Origin of the sequence: uncultured Psychrobacter sp., from assembly GCF_947488565.1 — a bacterium.
Lineage (GTDB): Bacteria > Pseudomonadota > Gammaproteobacteria > Pseudomonadales > Moraxellaceae > Psychrobacter > Psychrobacter saeujeotis.
In genome coordinates this window covers 109905-135364 of record NZ_CANKZC010000005.1, presented here as the reverse complement: position 1 = coordinate 135364, position 25460 = coordinate 109905, and the positions used below count along the sequence as shown (strand labels likewise).

The 25460-nt window shown below is 42.3% G+C and carries 20 protein-coding genes; 12 read left to right on the top strand and 8 right to left on the bottom strand.

From position 1 onward, the window contains the following. Positions 1 to 38: 38 nt before the first annotated feature. Positions 39 to 632, bottom strand: a complete 594-nt coding sequence (locus Q0890_RS11800; RefSeq protein WP_299221165.1) for a BLUF domain-containing protein — start codon at positions 630 to 632, stop codon at positions 39 to 41. A gap of 310 nt (positions 633 to 942) precedes the next feature. Between Q0890_RS11800 and Q0890_RS11795 the strand changes: the two genes are divergently transcribed. The 3 genes from Q0890_RS11795 (at position 943) to Q0890_RS11785 (ending at position 8004) form a co-directional block, all read left to right on the top strand. After that, positions 943 to 4347 (top strand): type I restriction endonuclease subunit R, encoded by a 3405-nt coding sequence (locus Q0890_RS11795; protein WP_299221162.1) that lies wholly within the window; start codon positions 943 to 945, stop codon positions 4345 to 4347. A 6-nt stretch (positions 4348 to 4353) separates the two neighbouring features. Continuing rightward, positions 4354 to 5181, top strand: a complete 828-nt coding sequence (locus Q0890_RS11790; protein WP_299221159.1) for a M48 family metallopeptidase — start codon at positions 4354 to 4356, stop codon at positions 5179 to 5181. A 273-nt stretch (positions 5182 to 5454) separates the two neighbouring features. After that, positions 5455 to 8004 carry a membrane-bound PQQ-dependent dehydrogenase, glucose/quinate/shikimate family gene (locus tag Q0890_RS11785; protein WP_299221156.1) on the top strand — a complete coding sequence of 850 codons (2550 nt, stop codon included), beginning with the start codon at positions 5455 to 5457 and terminating at the stop codon, positions 8002 to 8004. Positions 8005 to 8123: 119 nt separating this feature from the next. Here the strand turns inward: Q0890_RS11785 and Q0890_RS11780 are convergent, their stop codons facing one another. The 6 genes from Q0890_RS11780 to pqqA form a co-directional block, all read right to left on the bottom strand. Beyond that, positions 8124 to 9173, bottom strand: coding sequence for a dipeptidase (locus Q0890_RS11780; protein ID WP_299221154.1), 1050 nt, complete (start codon positions 9171 to 9173; stop codon positions 8124 to 8126). A gap of 10 nt (positions 9174 to 9183) precedes the next feature. Further along, entirely contained in the window at positions 9184 to 10365 is a 1182-nt protein-coding gene (gene pqqE / locus Q0890_RS11775) for a pyrroloquinoline quinone biosynthesis protein PqqE (RefSeq protein WP_299221151.1), read from the bottom strand. Then, the gene (pqqD, locus tag Q0890_RS11770; RefSeq protein ID WP_299221148.1) at positions 10362 to 10658 is read right to left on the bottom strand and encodes a pyrroloquinoline quinone biosynthesis peptide chaperone PqqD; all 297 of its coding nucleotides are present in this window, start codon (positions 10656 to 10658) and stop codon (positions 10362 to 10364) included. The genes pqqE and pqqD overlap by 4 nt, the downstream gene beginning before the upstream one ends. Further along, positions 10655 to 11419: a pyrroloquinoline-quinone synthase PqqC gene (gene pqqC / locus Q0890_RS11765; RefSeq protein WP_299221145.1), complete on the bottom strand. Its 765-nt coding sequence runs from the start codon at positions 11417 to 11419 to the stop codon at positions 10655 to 10657. The genes pqqD and pqqC overlap by 4 nt, the downstream gene beginning before the upstream one ends. A gap of 183 nt (positions 11420 to 11602) precedes the next feature. After that, positions 11603 to 12514: a pyrroloquinoline quinone biosynthesis protein PqqB gene (gene pqqB, locus Q0890_RS11760; RefSeq protein WP_299221142.1), complete on the bottom strand. Its 912-nt coding sequence runs from the start codon at positions 12512 to 12514 to the stop codon at positions 11603 to 11605. Between the two features lie 90 nt (positions 12515 to 12604). Further along, the gene (gene pqqA, locus Q0890_RS11755) at positions 12605 to 12679 is read right to left on the bottom strand and encodes a pyrroloquinoline quinone precursor peptide PqqA (protein WP_201500340.1); all 75 of its coding nucleotides are present in this window, start codon (positions 12677 to 12679) and stop codon (positions 12605 to 12607) included. A gap of 859 nt (positions 12680 to 13538) precedes the next feature. On the opposite strand from pqqA, the gene Q0890_RS11750 reads away from it, so the two are divergent. The 9 genes from Q0890_RS11750 (at position 13539) to Q0890_RS11710 (ending at position 24200) form a co-directional block, all read left to right on the top strand. Beyond that, entirely contained in the window at positions 13539 to 13724 is a 186-nt protein-coding gene (locus tag Q0890_RS11750; protein WP_299221140.1) for a hypothetical protein, read from the top strand. Next, positions 13721 to 13930, top strand: coding sequence for a hypothetical protein (locus Q0890_RS11745; protein ID WP_299187981.1), 210 nt, complete (start codon positions 13721 to 13723; stop codon positions 13928 to 13930). Before Q0890_RS11750 ends, Q0890_RS11745 begins: the two co-directional genes overlap by 4 nt. A gap of 12 nt (positions 13931 to 13942) precedes the next feature. After that, positions 13943 to 15736, top strand: coding sequence for an N-6 DNA methylase (locus Q0890_RS11740; RefSeq protein ID WP_299221138.1), 1794 nt, complete (start codon positions 13943 to 13945; stop codon positions 15734 to 15736). 167 nt (positions 15737 to 15903) lie between these two features. Further along, the gene (locus tag Q0890_RS11735; RefSeq protein WP_299221135.1) at positions 15904 to 18987 is read left to right on the top strand and encodes a type I restriction endonuclease; all 3084 of its coding nucleotides are present in this window, start codon (positions 15904 to 15906) and stop codon (positions 18985 to 18987) included. Beyond that, positions 18981 to 20615 carry a class I SAM-dependent DNA methyltransferase gene (locus Q0890_RS11730; protein WP_299221134.1) on the top strand — a complete coding sequence of 545 codons (1635 nt, stop codon included), beginning with the start codon at positions 18981 to 18983 and terminating at the stop codon, positions 20613 to 20615. Before Q0890_RS11735 ends, Q0890_RS11730 begins: the two co-directional genes overlap by 7 nt. After that, positions 20608 to 21846: a restriction endonuclease subunit S gene (locus Q0890_RS11725; RefSeq protein ID WP_299221131.1), complete on the top strand. Its 1239-nt coding sequence runs from the start codon at positions 20608 to 20610 to the stop codon at positions 21844 to 21846. Before Q0890_RS11730 ends, Q0890_RS11725 begins: the two co-directional genes overlap by 8 nt. Positions 21847 to 21877: 31 nt before the next feature. After that, entirely contained in the window at positions 21878 to 22309 is a 432-nt protein-coding gene (locus tag Q0890_RS11720) for a hypothetical protein (RefSeq protein ID WP_299221129.1), read from the top strand. Positions 22310 to 22437: 128 nt separating this feature from the next. Next, on the top strand, positions 22438 to 23298 hold the full coding sequence (locus Q0890_RS11715; RefSeq protein WP_299221126.1) for a hypothetical protein: 861 nt from the start codon (positions 22438 to 22440) through the stop codon (positions 23296 to 23298). Continuing rightward, positions 23295 to 24200: a hypothetical protein gene (locus tag Q0890_RS11710; protein WP_299221123.1), complete on the top strand. Its 906-nt coding sequence runs from the start codon at positions 23295 to 23297 to the stop codon at positions 24198 to 24200. The genes Q0890_RS11715 and Q0890_RS11710 overlap by 4 nt, the downstream gene beginning before the upstream one ends. A 357-nt stretch (positions 24201 to 24557) precedes the next feature. Here Q0890_RS11710 and Q0890_RS11705 read toward each other — a convergent pair whose 3' ends face one another. Then, positions 24558 to 25214: a hypothetical protein gene (locus tag Q0890_RS11705; RefSeq protein ID WP_299221119.1), complete on the bottom strand. Its 657-nt coding sequence runs from the start codon at positions 25212 to 25214 to the stop codon at positions 24558 to 24560. Between the last annotated feature and the right edge of the window lie 246 nt (positions 25215 to 25460).

Below are 25460 nucleotides of genomic sequence, written 5' to 3'. Positions count from 1 at the left end.
CTAGGCGGTTTTTTTGCCTTTTATAAAAGTAGAACTTATCAAGAAATTACATTATATCTAAACAGTGAAATCACCACGCTAGAGCTAATTAATAAACTAAGAAAGATGTAGAACAAAACATTATCATCAGCTAACTTTTTTTCAACATCAGAATACCCTAGACTATCAAAGGTAATATAGTTTTCATCTAGAGTAGAGTAATCAATTGTTTTTACAGATTCGATAAAATGCTCAACAAACCAAGAGGGCCAATGCTGAGGTTTGAAGGGGGAGATATTACTTAACTGAGTATGATTTGAGAATTTTTCCCAGTTACCATCATTTAGATTCAGACTATGCATACGCCAATCGCTAAAGCTATAATCGCTCACCTTTTTGACAAAAACTACATCCACATCTTTATGATGAATATCTTTAAAGATCCTTTGCATAAGCGCAGAGATAACGTCCTTCGTGCCTTCTAAACATTGCAAAAAGCTCTTGTTGTTATTGCACAAAAAGCCCACGATATTATTATCTTTATTAAAAGATTCTGAATGACCTTGTATATGCTTAAACACAGAGCTATCAGCGGTATTTACGCCACTAATATATATCAATCTTATAAGAGCATTCGCAGGCGTCTCTTGCATAGATCTCTCTAGCATGTCGTGGCTGGCTATATTCATATTTATAGCTATATTCCTAATATCATTATTAAGTTTTATGTGTTTAAAAACTATTATTATACAATTTTTTTGGATATTCGTTCAGTGTTACTATATGAAAAATATGTTTAGGCGTCCATATTGATGCCTATTTTATTAAAATCAGCCAGATAATCTTTTTGACCAGCTGTTGCATGACTGGTAGTAGATTAATATCATAAAACGCTACGCTTTTTATAACGTTATGGCTACAATTGATAAAACCAAACAAACGCTATGTCTAAAGTGGGCAGCTATGACCAATCCCAGCATCAACTTCGCCGAAGAATTTGCCTCAAAAATTCCTGCTTTAACCTTACTCACCACGCTGGGCTACGAGTTTATTTCGCCTAGCGAGTGTGGCGTGATGCGTAGTAAAACGGCATCGAATAAAGCCACCAACCAAGTGGTGCTATTGCCTATCATGCGTGCGTTTTTAGCCAAGCAAACCTTTATGTTTGCAGGCACAGCGCATCATTTATCAGAAAGCGCCATTGATAAGATCATGCACACGCTCAACCCTGCGATGAATTTAGGCTTGCAGACGGCAAACGAAACCCTTTACAACGCCATGCTGTACGGCGTGACCGTGACCGAATTTATCGACGGTAAAAAAACCGCGCAAACCATCAGTTTGATCGATTGGGATCATATCGACAATAACAGCTTTCATGTGACCGAAGAGTTTGTCGTACAAAATAGTGAAAGCACGAACAATCGTACACCTGATATCGTCTGCTTTGTGAACGGTCTACCGCTGGCGGTCATTGAGGCCAAACGCCCTGATTCTACTAGAGAAGGGCAATCGACCAATGTCCAAGCGGTCTCGCAGCATATTCGTAATCAACATCAAAAAGAAATTCCGCATCTGTTTGCCTATAGTCAGTTACTGCTCGCGGTCAATGGTCACGACGGACTGTATGCCACTTGCGGCACGCCTAGAAAGTTTTGGGCAAAATGGGTTGAGGAAGAAATATCTGAGGCCGAGTTTGCCCGTCTAAAAAACCAAAAGCTTACTAATGAGCAGATTGAGAGTCTGTTTAACCATCGTCCAGCTTCTGCGAAAAACGAATATCGATCATTAATTAATGGCGGTGACCTGCAAGTTACCGATCAAGACCGCTTAATCGTTAGCTTATTACAGCCGCAGCGTTTGCTTGAGATGATGCGCCTGTTTACCTTGTTTGATAAAAAGGCAGGTAAGATTGTTGCCCGTTATCAGCAGGTCTTTGGTATCAAAGCTTTGATTGAACGTATCAGCAGCTTTGATGGCCCTGATGGCCCTGATGGCCCTAATAGTAAATCGGGTAGTCGGCAAGGTGGTGTCATTTGGCACACCACCGGCAGTGGTAAATCTTTTACCATGGTGTTTTTCTCTAAAGCTTTGATTTGGTTAAATGAGCTCAAAGCTTGCCGAATAATAGTCGTGACGGACCGTGTCGATCTAGAAAAGCAGCTCAGTAATACCTTTAAGTCGGGCGGTGTCCTAACCAGCAAACGTGATAGTCGCGACGCCATGGCAACTTCTGGTCGCCGCTTAGCTGAGCAAATCGGTCAGGGTAATGAGCGTGTTATTTTCTCCATCATTAATAAGTTTGGCTCAGCCGTTAAGTATGAAGAATGCTACAACGACAGCCCAAACATCATCGTCATGGTTGATGAAGGTCACCGTAGCCAAAACGGTGAGAACAATATCCGCATGACGCAGGCGCTACCAAATGCCGCCTTTATCGCCTTTACGGGTACGCCTCTCTTAAAAGATGACAAGACCGAAAACAAATTCGGCAGTATTATCCACTCCTACACCATGCAGCAAGCGGTCAAAGACAAGACTGTCACGCCATTGCTCTACGAAGAGCGCGTTCCTGAATTAAATACCAATGATGCTGCCATCGATAGCTGGTTTGACCGTATCACCCAACAGCTTAGCGAGGAGCAAAAGAATGATCTCAAGCGTAAATTCTCCCAAAAAGGTCAAATTTATCAGGTAGAGGGTCGTATTGAGCTCATCGCGCATGATATCTCTGACCACTTCCAAAACTTTAAGCAGCAGTATCTAAAGGGTCAGCTGGCTTGTGATTCTAAAGCCTCAGCGATTCGCTATAAAATGGCATTGGATAAGATTGGTAAAGTGACGTCAGTGGTTGCCATGTCAGCGCCTGATACCCGTGAAGGTCATGACACCGTTGACGGCGAATCAAAAGACATCGTGCAGAGATGGTGGCAAGATAATGTCGCTAAGCAGTACGGCGGTGACGAAAAGGTCTATACCGAAGCCATTATAGACGCCTTTAGCACCGATGAGGGTCCTGACATCATGATCGTCGTCGATAAGCTATTAACCGGCTTTGATGAGCCAAAGAACACCGTACTGTATATCGATAAGCCCCTAAAACAGCACAATCTTATTCAAGCGATTGCACGGGTGAACCGCTTACATGAGAAGAAGCGTTTTGGCTACTTGATTGATTATCGTGGTGTTTTGACGGAGCTAGACATCACCATTGAAAAATATCAAGATTTGGCCGAGCGTACGCAAGGTGGCTTTGACATCGAAGACCTCAAAGGTCTATATCATGCCATGGATACCGAGTATAAGCAGCTACCAAGGTTGCATAGTGAGCTGTGGGCAATATTCTCATCGGTCAAAAACAAGCAAGACGGTCAAGCACTGCGCCAAGTGCTTGCGCCAAAGATGCAGGAAATCGATGGCAGAGTGGTCGATACCAAGCTTAAAGCACGTGACGACTTTTATGCAGCTTTGACCGCATTTTCTAACGCCATGAAAATTGCGCTGCAATCAGCATCGTTCTTTGCAGATAAGTCCTTTGATAGCAAGCGCGAGCGCTACAAAGCCGATCTAAAAGCCTTTATCAATCTGCGTAAGCAAGTGCGCGAGGATGCTGATGAGACCATCGATTATGATGAGTATGAAGCCGATATTCGCAGCTTACTCGATAAGCATATCGCAGGTCTAGAAGTTCGCGCGCCAAAAGGGGCTTACTTGGTTGGCAATTTAGGCAATTTAGGCAAGTTGGGTAAAGAGGTGAGGCCTGAAGCGTTAAGTGACGATGAGGCCCGTAACCAGACTGACAAAATCACGGGCCGGGTCACCAAGATGATTGAGCAGGATTTGGCGGATGATCCGTATGCCCAAGCGTATTTCTCTAAACTGCTCAAGCAAGCGATTGCAGATGCCAAAGCGATGTTTGATGCGCCCGTAAAGCAATATATGATGTTTGCCAGTTTTGAGCAAACGGTAAAAGACCGTGATGTCGCAGGTATGCCTGATGACTTCATCGATGATAATGGCAAATTAAACAAACATGCGCAAGCGTATTTTGGTCTGTTTAAGCACCTATTTGACGCTGCTGGTGACAAAGATGGCTTAGCGGATACAGAGCTGGATAATGACAAGCTGATCGCTTACGCTTTTGAAATTGATAATGTGGTAAAAACCAATGTGGCGGAATATTCACTCAATCCAAGTGAAATTGAAAACGCCATCAATCGACACTTACTGCCCATGCTGTTTGCTGATTTGGGTATCGATAAAGCGCAGCATCTGATTGAAGCCGTGTTAAAAATTACCCGACTTGGGCTGTCAAGAGAAGCAAAAAGCACGAAAGAGACAAGTAGCCCACGAGCAGCAAGAGGGTAGTAGGCAATGACGGAGACTGGCCACTTTTATTATGGTGATAATAAAATCGATTATGACATCGTGCGTAAAGACGCAACTTGTAAAAAAAAGACAGGCAAGTCTAAAGGCGACAAGCTCATTGAAGAAAATACCAAGCCCAATCAACTAAGACAACCTCGTAAAGTGGTTATTAAAGTACATCCGGATTTGCGCGTGGTCGCTACCGTGCCTATCGATGCGACGGGTGAGATGATACATGACGCCATAATGAAGCGTGCGCGCTGGATATGGCAGAGCCTACAGGACTTTGCCAAGCAACAAGATCATGTGTTGCCCAAGCGCTATGTCAGCGGTGAGACTCAGTTTTATCTGGGTCGTCGTTATGTGTTAAAAGTGCTTAACGCTGAGAATGGCCCTAGTGTAAAGCTCAGACACGGTAAGCTCAATGTGATATTACGTCAAAGTGATACTGAGCTCGACGCGGATAAACGAGCGATTAAGGTCAAAAGGCTACTTGATCACTGGTATCAAGATAAAGCCAAACTTGTCTTTACAGAGTGCCTAGAGGCAGTGTTGCCTAAAGCCTCATGGGTCACAAGCACGCCATCATTTAGACTCATGACCATGAAAAAACAGTGGGGCAGTTGCTCGGCTAAAGGCAACTTAATACTCAATCCGCATTTGATAAAAGCACCCAAAGAGTGCATTGATTATGTGATACTGCATGAGCTGTGTCATATCAGCGAGCACAATCATAGTGAGCGTTTTTGGCGGCTACTCACGCAAATAATGCCAAACTGGAGGGAGGTAAAGGCTCGGCTTGATGGGATGGCGGAGTTGTATTTGAATGAGTGAACCTGCTAGCGATATACGCAAATCGACGCCCACCTGTGCTGACTGCGTTACGCTTGTGCTACCGAATAGTTTCAAGTTTTATACTCGTTTGCTATAAAATAACGTCGCTACAGCTAAAATCACTTTTTTGCTGACCTAAAAACTATCGATCGACACGCCGCTGCCATAAATGTTATGGCGGCTGGGTGTTTTTATTTTTAAAATACATAAGGATACACAGATGCGCAAAGTATCCGTGTGTTTTTTAGCGTTAAAGGCACACTTGGAGCAGTTATGATTAGAGTTATACTCGCCATCCTGATTCTCATACTTGGGGTGGCACTTGCCATTGGCGGCATCTGGCTGATTAGCCTTGGTGGCAGTTGGGGCTATGTGATTCTCGCCATTCCCCTGATAATCTCCGCGATTTTGTTATTGCGTCGGCAGCGTTCTGCTTTGGTCGCTTATGCCATCGTGATTATAATCAGCTTGATTTGGGCACTATGGGAAGTTGGGTTTGATTGGTGGGCGATGGCACCGCGCGAAGGGCTGATTGTGCTGCTTGGCATCATCATGCTACTGCCGCCTGTGGTGCGCAGCCTAGAGTCGAAGCGCGCCGGCCCCGGTCAGTACTCGATTGAAAGTAAAGGGCTGATGGGGGTGATGGTCGTTGGGGTGGTCATTGCGATCATCTCTTTTGTCTCAAAACCGCATGAGATTGATGGCGACCTAGCAGCGGAGCGTATGGCGTCAGGCCCTGCCCCTGCTGATGATGTCAAGCCGGGTGAGTGGGCCGCTTATGGGCGCACGTCCGCAGGCCAGCGCTACTCGCCGCTTGATCAGATCAACACAGACAATGTCGGTAAGTTAGAAAAAGTGTGGGAGTATCATGCTGGCGATGACATTCACCCCGACTTGCCGGGCAGCGCGCTTGAGTCCACGCCGCTTATTGTCAACGATACGATGTATGTGTGTACCCCAAAAAGTGAAGTCATCGCGCTTGATCCGGTGACAGGTGATGAGCGCTGGCGCTTTGACCCCAAACTATTAGACTTACCCTCAGGGCTTGCGTCTTATACCACATGCCGCGGTGTCAGCTATGATGATGGCAGCAATATACCCGTAAGTGCAGCGAGTGCGCCGCTTGCAAGCGCTGATGAGGCGGAGGCGCTGCTTGAGGCCAGCCGTGCAAGCGCCACGCAAAAAGCGGCAGGCGTTGCCCAAAACATTTTGGTCGATAGAGCAAAACCTAATGACCCCAATCCTATCGTGCCTGGTAATATCACAAGTGATAACGCCTCTATTCGCCAAGATTGCCGTCAACGTGTTTTTATCACCACACGTGATGCGCGCCTAATTGCATTAAGTGCGGAAACCGGCGTTATTTGTCCCGGATTTGGCGGTGATGATGGTACGGTCAATCTGTGGCAAGGGATGCCTAATATCTCCCCTGGCGCTTATTATAGTACCTCGCCTGGCCTTATTGCTGATGATGTGATCGTCGTTGGCGGTGCTATCAATGACAACGTGTCTACCACCTTGCCATCAGGCGTGGTTCGCGCTTTTGATCTCGCGACAGGGGATCTGGTGTGGAACTTTGATGCGGCTAACCCAACAGCGACTGCGCCCATCAAAGAGGGCGAAACCTACACCGAAAACGCGCCGAACAGCTGGAGCGTGTCAAGCTATGATGCAGATTTAGGCTTGGTCTATGTGCCCTTTGGTGTCGGTTCGCCTGACCAATATGGCATTGGTCGCTCAGAAGCCGAGGAGGAGTATTCAACCTCCATTACCGCGCTTGATGTTGCAACGGGTGAGCCGCGCTGGACCTTCCAAACGGTGCATCATGACTTATGGGATTACGATGTGCCAGCTCAGCCAAGCTTGATTGACTTGACCATTGAGGGCAAAAAAGTACCCGCACTGGTGCAGCCTACCAAGCAAGGCGAGGTGTTTGTGCTTAACCGCGCCACAGGGGATCCTGTGCTGCCAGTCGAGGAGGTCGCGGTACCACAAAGCGGTGGTATTGAGGGCGAGCCGTTATCGCCCACGCAGCCGGTCTCTAAGATATCCTTTGCGCCCAAAGAAGTCACCGGCGCGCAAATGTGGGGCATGACCCCAGTCGATCAGATGTTGTGCCGTATTGACTTGGCAAAACTAAACTACGAAGGCCGCTTCACCCCGCCAAGCCTCAATGGTACGCTCACGCATCCCGGCAGCTTTGGGGTCTTAAACTGGGGCGCGGTCGCCGTTGACCCAGCACGCCAAATGCTGTTCTCCATGCCGGTGTATTTAGGATTTACCGCGCAATTGGTTGAGCGTCCTGACAGCCTAGAAAAAGTCGTCTCACGCCCAGGCGATGATGTGCCGATAGGCAATGAAAACTTTGGCGCGCCGTATGGCTCCATCGTTAAGCCCTTTATGTCACGCGTTGGACTGCCATGCCAGCAGCCGCCATGGGGCTATGTGCAGGGCGTTGACTTGACCAATGGCGAGACCGTCTACCGCCGCGTCAACGGCACCGTGCGCGATATGGCGCCTGTGCCGCTGCCCTTTAAGACCGGCGTGCCCGGTATCGGTGGCCCTATCGTCACCGCAGGCGGCGTCGCTTTCTTGTCCGGCACAGTTGATTATTATGTGCGCGGTTATGATCTGGCCAATGGCAATGAGATCTGGCGCGCGCGTCTGCCAGCAGGTGGTCAGTCTACGCCAGCCACTTATTTAGGTCGTGACGGTCGTCAATACTTAGTCGTCGTGGCAGGTGGTCATCGCTATACTGGCACTAAAACTGGCGATTCGGTCATCGCTTATGCGCTACCTGAAAGCGCGACTGCCACCCAGTAGTCGTCGCTATTTGATAGCAGTTAATGCGCAAAAGCGGGCATCACCAGATGCCCGCTTTTTTATGCCATTAGATTAAATGTAAAAATAAAGTTGGTTTAAAAATCAAAGATACTTTACCCTCACTGCCAAATCGTATCCAACACCCGAAACCAATTTTTAGCCGTTATTTTCTCAATCAACGCATCTGAAAAGTGACGCTGCTGCATCCGTTCAATAAGCTTGTCGATGTCACTAACGCCAGCTAGGTCATCAGGCAACAGGCACCCATCAAAGTCCGAGCCAAACCCCACGTGATTGTCCCCCAAATGCTCAACCAAATAAGCAAGATGATCGACAATCACATCAAGCGCGGTGTGCGTATCGCGCTTGCCATCGCTACGCAAAAACGCCACATCAAAATTGACCCCAACCAGACCATTGCTGTCTTTAATGGCGCGCAGTTGCCGATCGGTTAAGTTTCTCGCCTGCGCGCATAACGCATGGGCATTGGAATGCGTCGCCACAATAGGCTGATCAATCATCTCGGCAGTGTCCCAAAACGCGCGCTCATTCATGTGCGAGACATCGATAAGCATCCGCTTTTCAGTACATTTCTTTATGAAGTCTTTACCGTCGTTGGTAAGCCCCGTCCCCATATCAGGAGAGTGCGGAAAAGGCGCGTTTAAGCCATCGCCAAACTTGGTTTTTCGGTTCCAAAGCAGGCCAATACTTCTAAGACCCGCCTCATAAAACTCGTCCAATAATTCAGGGTCAATAGCAAAGGCTTCTGCGCCCTCTAAATGCAGGACAATGGCGAATTGTTGGTTTTGGATACAGGTTTGAATTTGCGCCAGCGTGGTACAAATTTTGATTTGACCATTCGAGCGCTCTTGTAGTTGCCCCGCAAGCTGTAATTGCGCACGGCAAATATCAATGATTTCTTGCGGCGTAAAATCTGAGCTTGAGGTATTAGTTAATTTGTCGGAATGGTTGTTTTTAACATATGCAAACGGCGGCAAAAATATTGAGAACAATCCACCCATCCACCCTACTTGACGGCAGCGCTGTAAATCCAAATGCCCTGGCAGCGTGCCATAAATAAAATCATGCACGGGATCATCGGCATTGCTCAGCCATAGGCGGGTCAATAAATCATTATGTCCATCAAAAATGTGTCCATCAAAAATCATAGGTAAACCATTACTCAATTAGCGTACGCGTAGGAATCAGCTGATTTTTATCCAAAAGCTTTTTATTGGTAAGCTTTTCGTTTGCCAGCTTAGAGTTCTTTGGATTTCTAAATAACAAATCGTCAAACGGCGTCGGCGAGGCGCTATTTGCGCGCGCCTCTTCAATCAGATGATGGTATGGTGATTTACCACACACCGGATCGGCATTGTTAGCATCGCCTGTCAGCATAAAGGCTTGACAGCGACAGCCGCCATAATCGCGCTCTTTGTCTTCGCAGTTTTGGCACATATCCGGCATCCAAGCGTCACCGCGAAACTCATTAAAGCTTGGCGAGTCATACCAAATATGGGACAGCTGAGTATCGCGCACGTTTGGAAACATCAGCGGCAGCTGGCGGGCAGCGTGGCAAGGCAGCGCGGTACCATCAGGCGCGACGGTCAAAAATATTTTGCCCCAACCATCCATACACGCCTTTGGGCGCTCTTCATAATAATCAGGAACCACAAAGATAAGCTTACATTTAATATTGTTATCTGCAATTTTTTGCCGATACGCATTGGTGATGCGCTCAGCTCTCACTAACTGCGCTTGGGTAGGCAGTAACCCTTGCATGTTCTCAAACGCCCAACCATAAAACTGACAAATGGCAAGCTCGACCGTATCTGCGCCAAGCTCCAAACACAGCTCAATAATCTGATCAATCTGATCGATGTTTTGCCGGTGAATGACGAAGTTGAGCACCATCGGATAATCGTATGCTTTGACCAATTGCGCCATCTCATACTTTTGTTCAAACGCTTTTTTTGATCCTGCTAGAGCGTTATTGACCACCGGATCGCTGGCTTGAAAGCTGATTTGAATATGATCTAGACCGGCTTGTTTTAAGTTAGCAATTCGCGATTCATTCAATCCCATGCCTGAGGTGATTAAATTGGTATAAAAACCTTTATTATGCGCATAAGCCACCAGCGCTTCTAAGTCCTGACGAACCAGCGGCTCACCGCCAGAGAATCCCAGCTGCACCGCGCCCATCTGCCGCGCTTGATCAAACACGTCATACCATTCATCCGTGGTCAGCTCCTCTTGATACTGCGCATAATCCAGCGGATTGGAGCAATACGGACATTGCAAGGGGCAGCGATAGGTCAGCTCAGCGAGCAGCCACAGCGGTAGCCCAACGTCATGGCTCATAATAAATCAATCCAATGTTCACGCTGCGCGACCAGCATGTACTCAACGATGTCTTGCTTGATCTCAGGCACATCGCCAAACATAGCGCTCACCTTTTCGATAATGTCACTAACGGACGCCTGACCATCGATTTGTTGACCGATGATGCTCGCACTCTCATTAAGCTTAATCATGCCCTCAGGGTAGAGCAGCACATAAGCGTCTTGTGCCGGCTCAAACTGCAAGCGGTAGCCATGCCGCCATGTCGGCACCAGCGATAAATCAAGATTGGGAACTACATTAGGCGTACTCATTTAAACAATCCTCTATGCCATACCTTATCTGTAGTCACGCTTTGATAAGGCGCTTGGTCGTGGACGTACGCTAGGCTCAGCGCATCCAAAATTGACCATAAAATATCAAGCTTAAACTGTAAAATCTCCAGCATGCGTGTCTGCTCTTCGACCGTGGTAAACGAGTCCAAGGTAATGGTCAGACCATGCTCGACATCGCGGCGCGCTTGACTCAGACGCGAGCGAAAATAGGTATAGCCTTGCTCCTTTATCCATGGGTAGTGCTTGGGCCAAGACTCAAGGCGCGACTGGTGAATCTGCGGGGCAAACAGCTCGGTCAGTGAGCTACTGGCCGCCTCACGCCACGTCGCCCGCCGTGCAAAATTAACATAAGCATCCACTGCAAAGCGCACGCCGGGTAGCACTAATTCTTCAGACAAGATTTGCTCGCGGGTCAGTCCTACCGCCTCACCAAGTCCCAACCACGCCTCGCGGCCACCGCCATCAGGATAGACACCATCTTGGTCAATCATGCGCTGAATCCACTCTTGACGCACACGGTGATCGGGACAATTGGCCATGATCGCCGCGTCCTTTAGCGGAATATTGATCTGATAATAAAAGCGATTGGCCACCCAAGCCTGAATTTGCTGCTGGGTTGCGCGCCCTTCATGCATCATGATATGAAAGGGGTGGTAGATATGATAATACTGACCTTTAGCCAAGATCGCTTGTTCAAATTCTTTGGCGCTTAGGGCTGTTTTTTCTGGCATTGTTTTCACCTTACGATTGCTATTCTCAGCTTATTGTCAATCCTAGATAAAATTGACATATTTAGCCATGTGCTGCTGGTATTAATTTTACTTGCGTGCTGTGTCTACGCTGACAGAGGCTGCGCAAAATTAATACCAGCAGCATTCAATGGTAATACTTCTAAAGAGGCTTAACTAGATATTGTTATTGTCCTACAATTCAATCTGCATTCCATCAAATGCCACCTCAACCCCGTGCTGCTTTAGGATAGCCGCTTGCTCGGAGTCGTCATCTAGGATGGGATTGGTGTTATTAATGTGGATCAATACCTTGCGGATGCCTGTGAGCTGATCTAAATAATGCAGTGAGCCGTTCTCTCCGCTAATATGCAAATGACCCATGTCTTGACCGGTCTTAGTGCCAACGCCGCAGGTTTGCATCTCATCGTCAGTCCATAACGTGCCATCAATCATCACACAATCAGACGCTTGCATAATCTGCATAATGCGCTCATCAATTTTGGCCAGTCCTGGCGCATAAAACAGCTGCTTTTGACTGCTTAAGTCTTTGACAATCAGCGCGATATTATCACCATCGTGTGGATCGTTGCGGTGCGGAGAGTAGGGCGGGGCTGAGCTTTTTATAATCAAAGGCGTCAATTCTAAATCATCAAAGCCGTTGATATGAAATCGCTGATTGGGGTCAATTTGATGGTGTTGTAGCCCGCCATTCCAATGCGTTAGCATATTAAAAATAGGAAATCCGGTGGTGAGATCTTGATACACCATATCGGTACACCACACATCCATCGGGCAGCCTTCGCGCAGGGTCAACAGCCCTGTGGTGTGATCGAGCTGGCTGTCCATCAGCACCACCGCACTGATCCCCGTGTCTCTAAGTCCGCGCGCGGGATGCGCCGCCTTAAAGTCAAACAACTGCTGGCGAATATCGGGGGAGGCATTAAATAAAATCCAATCTGTGCCGTTCTGTGATATGGCAATCGAAGACTGAGTGCGCGTCTTAGCATTAATCGACCCCTGACGCACGCCGCGACAATTATGGCAATTACAATTCCACTGCGGAAATCCGCCACCTGCCGCTGAGCCTAAAACATGAATATACATAAGTTAATATTTCCAAAAAAACAAAAGCCCTAGTCATCTAGGGCTTTTAACAAATCGAGGTTTGACAGATTTTAACGCGCTTTAAAATACCTAGCGTGCTTCGAAATACATAGTAACTTCAAACCCAATACGAATGTCTTGAAAAGCAGGTTTGGTCCATTTCATAACGGTACTCCGAAAGTGTTTTATTGGTTAATAGACAAAATTATTAGTGGTAACTTTCAATGGTAGTATAATCCGGCGCTTGATGTCAAATCAGTAGAAACGCTTTTGAAAGATACAGTTACATAACTCAGTGATTGCTACAATGAATGACAATTAAGCAATCAGTTTTAGCAATCAATAGACCAACACAAGTCACGGGATAGGTAGGTTATGTTCGGTCAGATTAGGAAAACGTTAGGCATAAAAAAAACGCTAGACGCGTTATTTATACAGGATTACAAAGGTATATAGGAGTGTTTAGGGCAAGCTGGGAAAACTAGGCAGCTCTTATAAAAAGCTAAAATTGGCGGTGAAGGAGGGATTCGAACAATATTCTTAAATTATTGATAGTTATAGGTTTTTTATTCAGTAATATTATTATAGACCAACAAATAGACCAGCAGTAATATAGTATTGGATGCAAGGTAAAAAACGGGATTTATCTCATAGTTAATTGTATCAAGATATTACTTAAAAATATACATGCGCATAGCAACGCCATAAACTCAGCTCAGGTATATATTATCATCAAAAAACTCTTTTTTCCTCACTAAGCCAGTTCTAGCTTATCAAATCATTAGCGTCAATCCTTGTACAAAACTTATTTAGCATACAAAGCAATAAGGTAGTAATCAAACCGACAGTCAGAAAACGGTGAGAATTCAAGCATAGATATTTCTTAATAATTCCTAGAAATAAAACCATCTTTATATAAAATTTAGTACTAATTTATTTTAAATGGAACAAAAATATTATTTGACAAGGAAAGTAAACTCGCTTATTCTTATCTCATCAAATGATGGATGACAAGGATACTCTCATGAATACTACAAGACACTTGCAAGCTAGAATGAGTCAACGAGCGATAAGCATGTCTGAGCTAGACATAACGTTAGCGTTTGGAGAGGTGAGAGGAGACAAAGTAGTCCTTAATAAGAAGCGTATAAAAGAGCTACTAGCTGAATTTGAGTATATTCATAATAATCAATTGGAGAGAGCAAAATGAAACTAAGCTGTTATGAAACAATGAAAGCTGGTAAGGCGTTTGATGCAAGAGAAGTACAAATGATTATTAAAACGTTGAAGCAGATTTTGAAGAAAGGTGGGGTGGTAGCAGTATCTGAGAACGATACTTTGATCACAGCTTACCATCTAAACAGCTATGACCGTCGACGTGCTAAAAACAGCTCGTCTTCATTACATAATCTATAAAAGGCATGTTTTATGCAAAACTTTAAAACTAGTGAAAATACTGCTTATCAGCTCTATGATGTCTTAAGAGGTCAGAACATTTTAGAGACTAATAGTATCACTGCGTTAAAGATGACAGCAATGTATTCTCTATTTTTTCGAAATAAGTTACCAGAGGATATAAAACTGGACTCTAGTACTGCTGAAAACAGAGATAAGTGGTTAGCACTATTAGATAGTTTAAAAAATAGCGAAGATGAACAAGTACAAAGAGTCTTTGCTAATAGTAAAGATGTAGAGCAACTGCCAATGTCGCTAGTTAGTAAGCTTCTACAAACCTTGCTCAAAGTCCCTGAGCAAGAAATCAATCAGCTTGTTCGTGAGCTTATAATTTTACATATTAGTAGCCAATCAAAAATGAATGGTTATTACGCTCATATTAGCTTATACGATTTAGTAGCTGCTATCCTAGGTGACGTACACAATAAAAGTGTTTATATAGCATCACCAGCGACCGCACCTTTATGCACCATTATTAGTGAAAAAAATGGTGACGTTAGTTACGAGACGATCAACGCTGACTTGATAATCGCAGATGTGCTGTCATTGATTAGTTCAGATAGTTTTGATGTTAACTATGCAAACCCGCTTCTGTCTCCTAGCTACACTGATGATAAAAATCAGCTTCAGCTATTTGACTATGGTGTAAGTTTCTCACCAATGGGCGTTCGATTTTCAAGCAAGAATGCTGAAAATGATAAGTATGGTAGATATGAGGTTGTGCCAAAGAAGATAGAAACAGCGGATATCTTCCATCTCATCAAACAATGCTCTGAAAAAGTCATTACTACTGTCTCAGAGGGCATACTGTTTTCTAGTATGGAAAAGCCAGTCAGACAATATCTGATTGATAAAGGTATGGTTAGCACGGTTATTTCATTACCTAGTAATATTTGGACAAGTACGGGTGTGAAAACGTCTATGTTGATTCTTGATCCCAAAGGGGGCAATGATCAAGTAAGATTCGTTGATTTATCGGAGTCCGAGTTTGTTGATAAGACGACAAATCGCTGGTTGGTTGGGTTAACAGATATCGAGGGTATTCTAGCTCATATTGAATCTGGTGATGAAACAGACTATGCCTTATCGGTTGATCGTCAAAGTATCATAGATAAAGAATATAGCCTATATAGCGCGGCTTATATATTGAGTCCTGAAGAAAAAAAGGTTCAGTCAATTATTGCAAAGTCTGAGACCATAGATTTAGATAGATTGGTCAGGTTTGAGCGTGGTCTACCTTTTAATGCCGATGAAGGGGATTATACTGTCTTAGAAGTGGGGGCAGGTGAGATTGAGGGTATCGGTGATATTGCTACACCTACCAAAGAGGTAGGTATATCAGAATCTGTTCGTGCAAAGAATGAAGCTGGGTTTTTGCAACCCAATGATATCGTTATGATCTTAAAAGGCAGTGCTGGTAAGCTTGGTATCGTGCCTGAGAGCGTTCCTACTAAAGGGGATCAGCGCTGGATGGTCAATAAGTCTGCTATTGTGATACGAGTGACTTCAAGTAAAGTTGATCCTAGAGCCTTGTATACATACCTCAAATCTGACTTTGGTACTGTGCAGATCTCACGCCTGATCAAAGGGGCAACGATTGCGAATATATCGCTAAAAGAGCTCAAACAGATGCCAGTTATCATACCGTCTGAGGATGAGCAAAACGAGGCAATCGCTTGTACCCAAAAGAGCCGAGAGACACAGCAAACTATCCAAAAGCTACTAGATGAGCAACAGGCAAGACAAAGTAAGCTTTGGGCCGTATAAAGGTCTATAAGCCTATATGTAAAAACAGGATAGGTAAGGTGTTCTATGATTGTCAGTAGAATGCCTTATCATAACTTGCTGAAAACATCGTTATAAAATCAATAGATGATAAGATACGATTAGATCTATGTTTATAAAAAAATGAACTTTAACCATGAGCTTATCCCATGAAATTTAACGAAGACTCCCGCGTAAAAATTCCGACAATACTTCACTTAATGAAGCTAGGCTACCAGTACTTATCGCTCAAAAAGACGACATGGGATATCGATACCAATATTTTTCCTGAGCTATTTTATGATGCTATAAAGCAGATCAATAAAGGCATTAAAGACGATGAGGTCAAACGTCTATTTGAAGATGTAAAGCTGCTTTTAGACAACGAAGATTTGGGCAAGGCGTTTTTTGATAAGCTATCGGAGCGCTCAGGTACGAAGCTCATTGATTTTGAGGATTTCAATAATAATAGCTTTCATGTGGTCACAGAGCTGACTTATAAAAATGGTGATGAAGAGTTCCGCCCTGATATCACTTTGCTGATTAACGGTATGCCTCTTGTCTTTATAGAAGTCAAAAAGCCGCATAATCGAGAAGGTATCATTGCTGAGAGAAATCGTATCAATACACGATTTCAGAACCCTAAGTTCAAACGCTTTATAAATATAACTCAGTTTATGATTTTTTCGAACAACATGGAATACATAGATGGTGACCCTGAGCCACTACGAGGGGCTTTTTATGCCAGCTCTTCTTATCATAAGCCAATATTTAACTACTTTCGTGAAGAAGAGACTTTTAACTATACCGCGCTGTTACAGCCAGTTGATGATGCTGATGAGCTTAGAGTTTTAAAGGATAATAACTTAGAAGTTATTCGAAATAGTGAAGAGTTCAAGACCAATAAGCAGCCTGAACGTCCTACTAATAGCATATGTACCTCTTTACTTAGCCGAGAGCGGTTGGCATTTATTTTGCGATATGCGCTGGTCTATGTGAATGAGACTAAAGGGCTTGAAAAGCATATCATGCGCTATCCGCAGATGTTTGCAACCAAAGCTATTGGTAGTAAGCTCGATGAAGGAATCAAGAAAGGTATTATTTGGCATACGCAAGGTAGTGGTAAAACGGCCTTGGCTTTTTATAACGTGCGTTTTTTAACTGACTATTTCCAAAAGCGGCAAACCACCCCTAAGTTTTATTTTATTGTTGATCGGTTAGATTTGCTACAGCAAGCACAGCGCGAATTTACAGCCCGTGGCCTAAGGGTACGAACCGTTGATTCCAAAGCTGACTTTGCTCGTGATATCAAAGCAACTAAGGCCATCCACAATGACTCAGGTGTACCTGAGATTACTGTAGTCAATATTCAAAAATTTGAAGATGATCCCAACGTTACATCTACCAAGGATTATAACGTTGATATTCAGCGCATCTATTTCTTGGATGAAGTGCACCGTAGCTATAATCCCAAAGGCAGCTTTTTAGCCAACCTAAAGGAGTCAGACCCTAATGCTATTAAAATCGGCTTAACAGGGACACCGTTATTGGGTGATGACTATAATTCCAGAGCGTTATTTGGCGATTATATTCATAAGTATTACTACAATGCCTCGATTGCTGATGGCTATACCCTACGCCTAATAAGAGAAGAGATCTCTACCAAGTATAAACTGATCTTACAAGAAGCCCTTGCAAAAGCGGAGGTGCTGGTAGGTGATGTTAAGCGTGAGGACATATACGCTCATTCTTGCTTTGTTGAGCCAATGCTTAAATATATTGTCTCAGATTTTGAGGACAGCCGTGGAGCACTGAATGATGCGAGCATAGGCGGTATGGTCATTTGCGATAGCTCAAAGCAAGCGAAGCAAATGTATGAGCTGTTTAACAAACAATACGCGCCAGATAACGCAGTCGCCGATAGCCAAACCTCTGACGCAGGTATAAAAACCTTAGCTGAGATTCGTCATGAAGAAGTAAAGGTGAAATCTGCTCAGCTGATTTTGCATGACGTTGGTACTAAAGAAGAGCGTAAACAATGGGTAGAGGATTTTAAGGCTGGGAAGATAGATTTATTATTTGTGTATAACATGCTGCTTACAGGCTTTGATGCTAAGCGCCTAAAAAAACTATACCTTGGACGCATTATACGAGCGCATAATTTGCTACAAGCTTTGACACGAGTAAACCGTACCTATAAAGACTTTAGATACGGCTATGTGGTTGACTTTGCAGATATCAGTAAAGAGTTTGATAAGACTAATAAAGCCTATTTTGAAGAGCTACAGTCTGAGCTAGGCGATGAGATAGAAAGCTACTCTCATCTGTTTAAATCACATGAAGAGATACAGCAAGAGATTGAGCATATCAAGGATGTACTGTTCCTTTATGAGACCGACAACATGGAGGTCTTCAGCGATCAGATCAGTCAGATACAGAACAGAGATACGATACTAAGTCTCAAAAAAGTGCTTGGCGATGCTAGAAGCCTGTATAATTTGGTACGCCTGCAAGGTGACTATAAGTTTTTAGAATCGCTTGATTTTAATACGCTCAACAAACTGTATCGTGAAACCAGTCAGCATCTTGATCTACTTAATACTAAGCAAAGCTTAGAGCAGGGGACAGCCACCAGTAATCTACTGAACCAAGCTTTAGAAGATGTGATATTTAAGTTCACGAAGATAGGCGAGGAAGAGCTGGTACTGGCCGATGAGCTAAAAAGCACCCTACGCAAAACCCGTGAAGCGATGGCAAGCAACTTTGATCAAAAAGATCCTGAATTTGTCAGCTTAAAAAAAGAGCTTGAGCGTATCTTCAAAAAAAGAAAGCTAAGCGAAGTGACACAAGAGCAGATGACTGAGAATATCGATGAGCTGAATAAGATTCATAAACGCATAAAAGAGCTTAACCGTACCAATGAGCAGACGCGACATAAGTACAAAGGCGATGCCAAGTACGCACGCATTCATAAGCGCTTAACGGAGCGTCAACAGATAGATATTAATAGCTCTGAGCGTACTATACATGATGCGCTCATGGCGGTAAAAAACGATGCCGATGAAAAGGTGCTTAACAGTAGTCAGATCGTTGAAAACGAAAGCTACTTTGAAGGGCAAATGATGCCTATCGTCATAAAACGGTTTATGAAAGATCATAAAATAAAACTGAAACCTGACAGCTCACGCTATATTAACAAGCTGGTTGTCTCAGAGTATATCGATGAATACAACGTTGGAGCAAGACCATGGTAGAGCTTGAGTTTAAAGCTAAAACCCAAGAGTTAATTGATAGTTTAAAGAGCATTTGCGCCAATTACGGATTAGGTAATGATGGTAACGAGTTTAAAATTATCACTCAGATATTCTTATATAAGTTTTTAAACGATAAGTTTGCTTATGAAGCCAAGAAAATAGATGAGGATGTCGCTAAAGCTGATAATTGGGAAAAAGCGCTTAGTGAGATGAGTGCAGAAGATTATGAGATGCTACAGTTACAGATGAGCGCAGATACCGCACATTTGGAGCCACAGCATTTTATTAGTTATCTATTTAGCCAAAGTAATGCGCCTGATTTTGCTAAGCTCTTCGATGACACTTTGATCGATATCGCTACCAAAAATAACGATATCTTTGCGGTAAAAACAGATGGTGGGGCAAAAGTAGTACTCTTTGATCGCCTTAGTACTTTTATCGCTGATGAGTCGAAGCGTGATGATTTTTGCCGCGCGGTGATCAATAAGCTGATTGAGTTTAGCTTTGAGCGTATCTTTGATCAAAAGTTTGATTTTTATGCAGGTATTTTTGAGTACTTAATCAAAGACTATAACAGCAACTCGGGGGGGAAATATGCCGAGTACTTCACGCCTCATGCCGTCGCACGTATTATGGCGGAGATATTAGTACCACAGGCAGAGCGTGGTAAGGTGAGGGATGTCACCTGCTACGACCCATCGGCAGGTTCAGGTACGCTACTGATGAACGTTGCTCATGCCATCGGTGAAGACCGCTGTACTATCTATACGCAAGATATCTCACAGAAATCATCGAACCTATTGCGTTTAAATTTAATCTTAAACAATTTAGTTCACTCGATCCCCAATGTGATTCAGGGTAATACTATCTATCATCCTTATCACAAAGAAGAAGAAGCGCTTAAGCAGTTTGACTATATCGTCTCTAATCCACCGTTTAAACTCGATTTTAGCGATTATCGAGATGCCTTAGATAGCAAAGAAAACAAAGAGCGCTTCTTTGCAGGTATTCCAACGATACCTAAAAAGAAAAAAGAGAGCATGGCGATTTACCAGCTCTTTTTACAGCACATTATCGCGTCACTTAAGAAAGGCGGTAAGGCAGCGGTAGTCGTACCCACTGGCTTTATCACCGCGCAGTCGGGTATCGATAAAAAGATACGGCAAAAGCTAATCGATGACAAGATGCTCGCTGGTGTAGTCTCTATGCCGTCTAATATCTTTGCTACTACAGGAACAAACGTATCGATCGTATTTATCGATGATAGCAATGATGGCGATGTGGTACTGGTCGATGCGTCAAATTTAGGTCAAAAAGTTAAAGAAGGTAAAACGCAAAAAACGGTACTCTCTGCTGAGGAAGAGCAGCAAATCATCCATACTTTTAATAATAAAGAGCAAGTTGACGACCTGTCTGTAACCGTCAGCTACGATGATATCAAGGCAAGAAACTATAGCTTGAGTGCAGGTCAGTATTTTGAAGTAAAAATTGAGTACGTCGATATTACCGCTGAGCAGTTTAAAGAAAAGATGCAAGGCTATACAGATAACTTGGATCAGTTGTTTAGTGAGTCTCATAAGTTCGAAGTTGAGATTAAAAAGCAATTGGCTGGATTAGAATATGATTAATAATTTAATTTTAAAAGACTGCTGTTCTTTTCAAGAAGGTTATGTAAATCCAAGTCAAAAAATACCTACATATTTTGGTAATGATATTAAATGGTTAAGAGCTAGTGATTTAAGTGAAGGGTACGTTTATGATACAGAACGTAAATTAAGCAAAAAGGGTTTCGAAAGTGCAGGAAAAAGTGCAAAAATGTTTCCTAAAGATAGTATCGCAATCAGTAAGTCGGGAACAATTGGTTCTCTTGGTATACTGAAAGATGAGATGTGTGGCAACAGAGCAGTTATTAACATTGTTGTAAATCCAGATAAAGCTAATCTTAAATATATTTTCTACACATTGAAATACAAAAAAGCTGAAATAGTATCTCGAGCTGGAGGTAGCATACAAAAAAACCTTTATGTTTCCGCACTTGAAACACTGATCCTTAATCATAATAGCATCAAAGAACAGAGTGAAATATCATCTGTATTATCAGCTTTAGACAAGAAAATAGAACTCAATAACCAAATTAATGCTGAGCTAGAAGCGATGGCAAAGACGCTATATGACTACTGGTTTGTGCAGTTTGATTTCCCCGATGCAGACGGAAAGCCTTACAAATCGTCTGGCGGTAAGATGGTTTATAACGAGGTGTTAAAGCGTGAGATACCTGAGGGATGGAAGGATTCAACAATAGAAGGTATTGAATCAAATATTGTAACTGGTAAAACACCATCTAAAAAGAAACCTGAGTATTTCAATGGCGATGTTCCCTTTATAACTATAGGTGATATTCGTGCTAATACTTTTATTGTCCAAACTGAAGAGACGCTGACATCTAAAGGTGCTGACACTCAGAAAAATAAGTATCTTCCTGAGAATACAATTTGTGTTACATGTATAGCCAGTCCTGGATTAGTTGGTTTCGTAACTGAGCAATCACAAACTAATCAGCAGATAAACTCTGTAGTCTGTAGTAATCCGTTGAATATGTATTATTTGTACTTCGCAATAAAAGCATACTTTGAAGGAGCAAAGGCTAAAACAGGTAATACATTCGCTAATATGAACAAGGGAGATTTTAGCTCAATAAATATGTTGTACCCTAATAAAAAGCTACTCTCCAAGTATTACGAAGTAGTTAATCCACTATTTAGACAAATAAAAGCTAAGACTTTGGAGAATAAAGAACTAGAGAACCTACGAGACTGGCTGCTACCTATGCTAATGAATGGTCAGGTGACAGTAAAGTAATCACGATAAACTTACAATCAGGAAAAGCGTTATGGAGCTGGTAGCAAATATTTGGCCAATCGTTGATCAGATGACGGGTATTGTTCAGCGCTTCTTATTTAGAGCCTATGCGTTAGACGCCACCGATCAAGAGATAAGCACCGTTTTAACCACGCTTGCGCGTTCCGACTACCGCACAGCACAAGTCGTAAAGATACCCGATAACTATCAGCTTAGCTCTGAGCATGGCACGATGTCTGGTGCTGTGGAAGTCGCCACCTTTAACCAACACATGCATATTATTGTAGAGAATACACTAACAGCTGCTGAAAAATCCTTTGCTAATATGAATAACTATGGCATAGGCATAGATGGCCCACTAATCCCTGAAGCTTTAACATTTCCAGCAGAGCCGTACCTTGTGACGACTTACTTGATAGAGCTATCTAGTGGCGAGCTGATACCGCATATAAAGGCGGGTTAGTTGGGGTGCAAGTATTTAGTTGGGCTTAGCGACTAGATATTGATTGTGTAAGGTGACGGTAAGTGTATTTCAGACTACGAATAAGCAAAATGAAACTTTAGCATAATGCTTAATAGGTATAACCTAACATGAATAACATTGTTATTAAAACGATTCAACCGTTCGATATACTAAGAGTGGACACCGCTGAAAAAAACGACATTGTAAGTGATGTATTCACTGGTAATGTATTTCATGAGGATAAAGACATACCCGTTTATTTTAAAGCGTATGCTTATGATCATCCATATGCCGCTACAGGTGATCGAGGTCTGCTTAATGAAATTATTGGCTACTTGATTTGCGAATTATACAAAGTACCGCAACCTGAGCAAGCGTTTTTAGTATTAATGCCCAAAGAGAGTCTTACTCATTTATGGAGTAGTCTTAGCGATCGCCTTAAAAGAAGCTATGAGACTAATGACGTTATTCCTATGTTTGCTACGCAGCGAATGTATGCCAAAGCATTATCGTTTAGGTACAGTCATAGCAGACAAGCGGTAGAGCGTGAGCTTATTAAATGGACACACTTTAAAGAAGCGCTAATTTGTGATGAGATCATGGCAAATACAGATCGGCTACCTCGTAACATTTTAACCGCCAATGCAAAAGATTTTTGGTTAATCGACAACGGCAAACTTGCTATAGAGGGCGGCACTAACTGGAAGTCAACAGATCTCATTGAGAATAATAATTATAGTAATTATTTGGCTGATCTAGTGATTAAAGATATACAGGCTGATAGCAAAAAAGGCAATCTCATTATACAAACAGCATTAAAGAAGTTTAAAGCCATTAAGCAGATTATAGCTGAATGTGAGTTTTGGGTGGATGCTTTATCAAGTAATCAAGATCGTGAAATATGGCAGAAATTCTTAGCATTTTTGCAAAGTAGAGATCATAATATCACTTGTATTTTAAGTGAACGCTATGGGATGCTGTCATTATGAATTGGACAAGCTTACTACAACCTAAAGATGCAGTAGCTTCTTTTATCAAAGGTCACTTTTTCGTCGTCAAATTCACACCTGATATTGTAGCTAAAGAAGTATTTAACTTAGGTGTTGGTTTCATAGAAGACGGTGATGAAAAAATTCGGTTTAAGCTGGCTCATTCAAGCTTGAAAGGCTTTGCTTGTATCTACGGAAAAAATGCTGTTCAAGGTCTAAGACTGCTATTACAGTCTATCTCAACAGCACTAAACACAGTAGGATATTCTTATCCACCTTCTTCACAGCTAACCTATACGCCACTAATGCCTATCAAGGGAGTATCTGTAGACTCGATCTTAAATTCTTTGTATCGTGATTATGTGCATATGGATCACTTTCAAGAAAAGAAAAAACCAACAGTGCATGTTCTTAACACAATAGAGCTACGTAAGGGATTAAAGCAAAGCTTAAAGAGTATTAATAAAGCTGAGTATTATCAGGAAGAAGATATCCTACTAGAAAGTAACATTGACAATAGTGAGATTGCTTTAGATCTACCTATTTGGCGACCACAGCAAGAAAACAGTCTTTTTGAAAACGATTATTTATTTGCAACTGTAGTGTCAGCTGATTACCTAGAAAAAAACGCCCTAAGTTTTAATTTAGATTATTTGGGTTGTAGTAATATACAAAAAGCATGTCTGTTAACAGGCCAAGAAGCTAAAGCTGGGTTATTTATATATCGTCCAGCGCTCAATGAGCGTATTACGCAAGATGTTATAGATGACATCGATAGCCATATAGAAAAATCGTTATACACTCTAAAGCATCTAAGACAGAAAGAAGGCTATAATATTGAAATGGATGTTTTATATAGCGAAGAAGAAGTTTACAACAAGGTAGCTGCTTTTGTGACATAGTTACAGCTTGTATAAGCAAAAGATATTAATATTTTAAAATAAACCACTTTTATGAGATGATCTAATTCGATAAAGTATAGTCAAGTCGCTTTAAAATCGATACAGTGCTGCTGGTATTTTTTAAATACAGTTGCAAAACTTCTGGAGTGTGCAGCAAGCGAAGAAAGTTTATGCTAGTAGCACGTAGCTATTAACGTATCGATTTTATTTAGTACTGACCATAGTTGAAAGCCATGTTTATCCTTCTTCGCTATTCTTTTAATTTTATAACAGATTAGTTTCAACCTATAATAATTCAATGGCACATCAAAAATGTAGCAATATTAATGGTATATTTATTTTATCAAATTTCTACTATTACAGTGGATCATATATCTTGTATAAACTTGTTGGTATAAGTAGTAGTATTGAAAACCCTGCTACTTTCAATAGATTTTCCATAAGGGATCTTATATTACTCACACCTAGATCGTAGGTTGCATTAGTAAAGTCGAAAAGATACTGTATAGGTTCACCTCCTGAGAATGCATCAATAAGACTAAAACTAAACGGCATTTCTCGGATGTTCTGATAAGCATTATCTGGAAATGAGAGCCAAGCTCCAACGCATAAAGCAACCATTGGAATCAAATACAATATGCTATCTTTTAAAGAAGCTCCTCTAAACAACGTAAACCAATCATTATAATTTTTGATATAATGTACAGATTTAAAAACTAAATCTTGTGCCAAGATGAATGTTAATGTCAATAAAAAATACAGGAATCTAGCAACTTCGGCTAATAAGATTGTAGCAAAAAATATAAAAATTAATGCCCATGTGGCTATAGATATTTTTAACCAGCTAGGATCATTTCGAGTTAACCAGCCGACTCCAAATGCTGGTATCAATGTTAGAAAAAAAGTTAATTTTAGAGCTACACCGTAAAAAATTGATGGAATAATAAGTAATATTGCAATAGCAAATCCTAGATATATTAGTTTTCCACGACTCAAATTTAAATTACTTATCATTCTGTACAACCTCAAAATTAAGTATATAAATGAAAAGATAGTTGAGGTTTATTATTGATCAGTTACTTACGGCAATCAATAGCCTTGAGTCTAGGCACGTCAATATGTGTCGTTACAATTAGTTAGTGCACTCTAATTACTAAAATAATGCAATTATTATGTCAAATAGAGCGTCCAAGATAGTCACCTAATCTATAAATATTTTCTCATTGAGACTAAATTACTGTCAGCTGGATATAATAATAG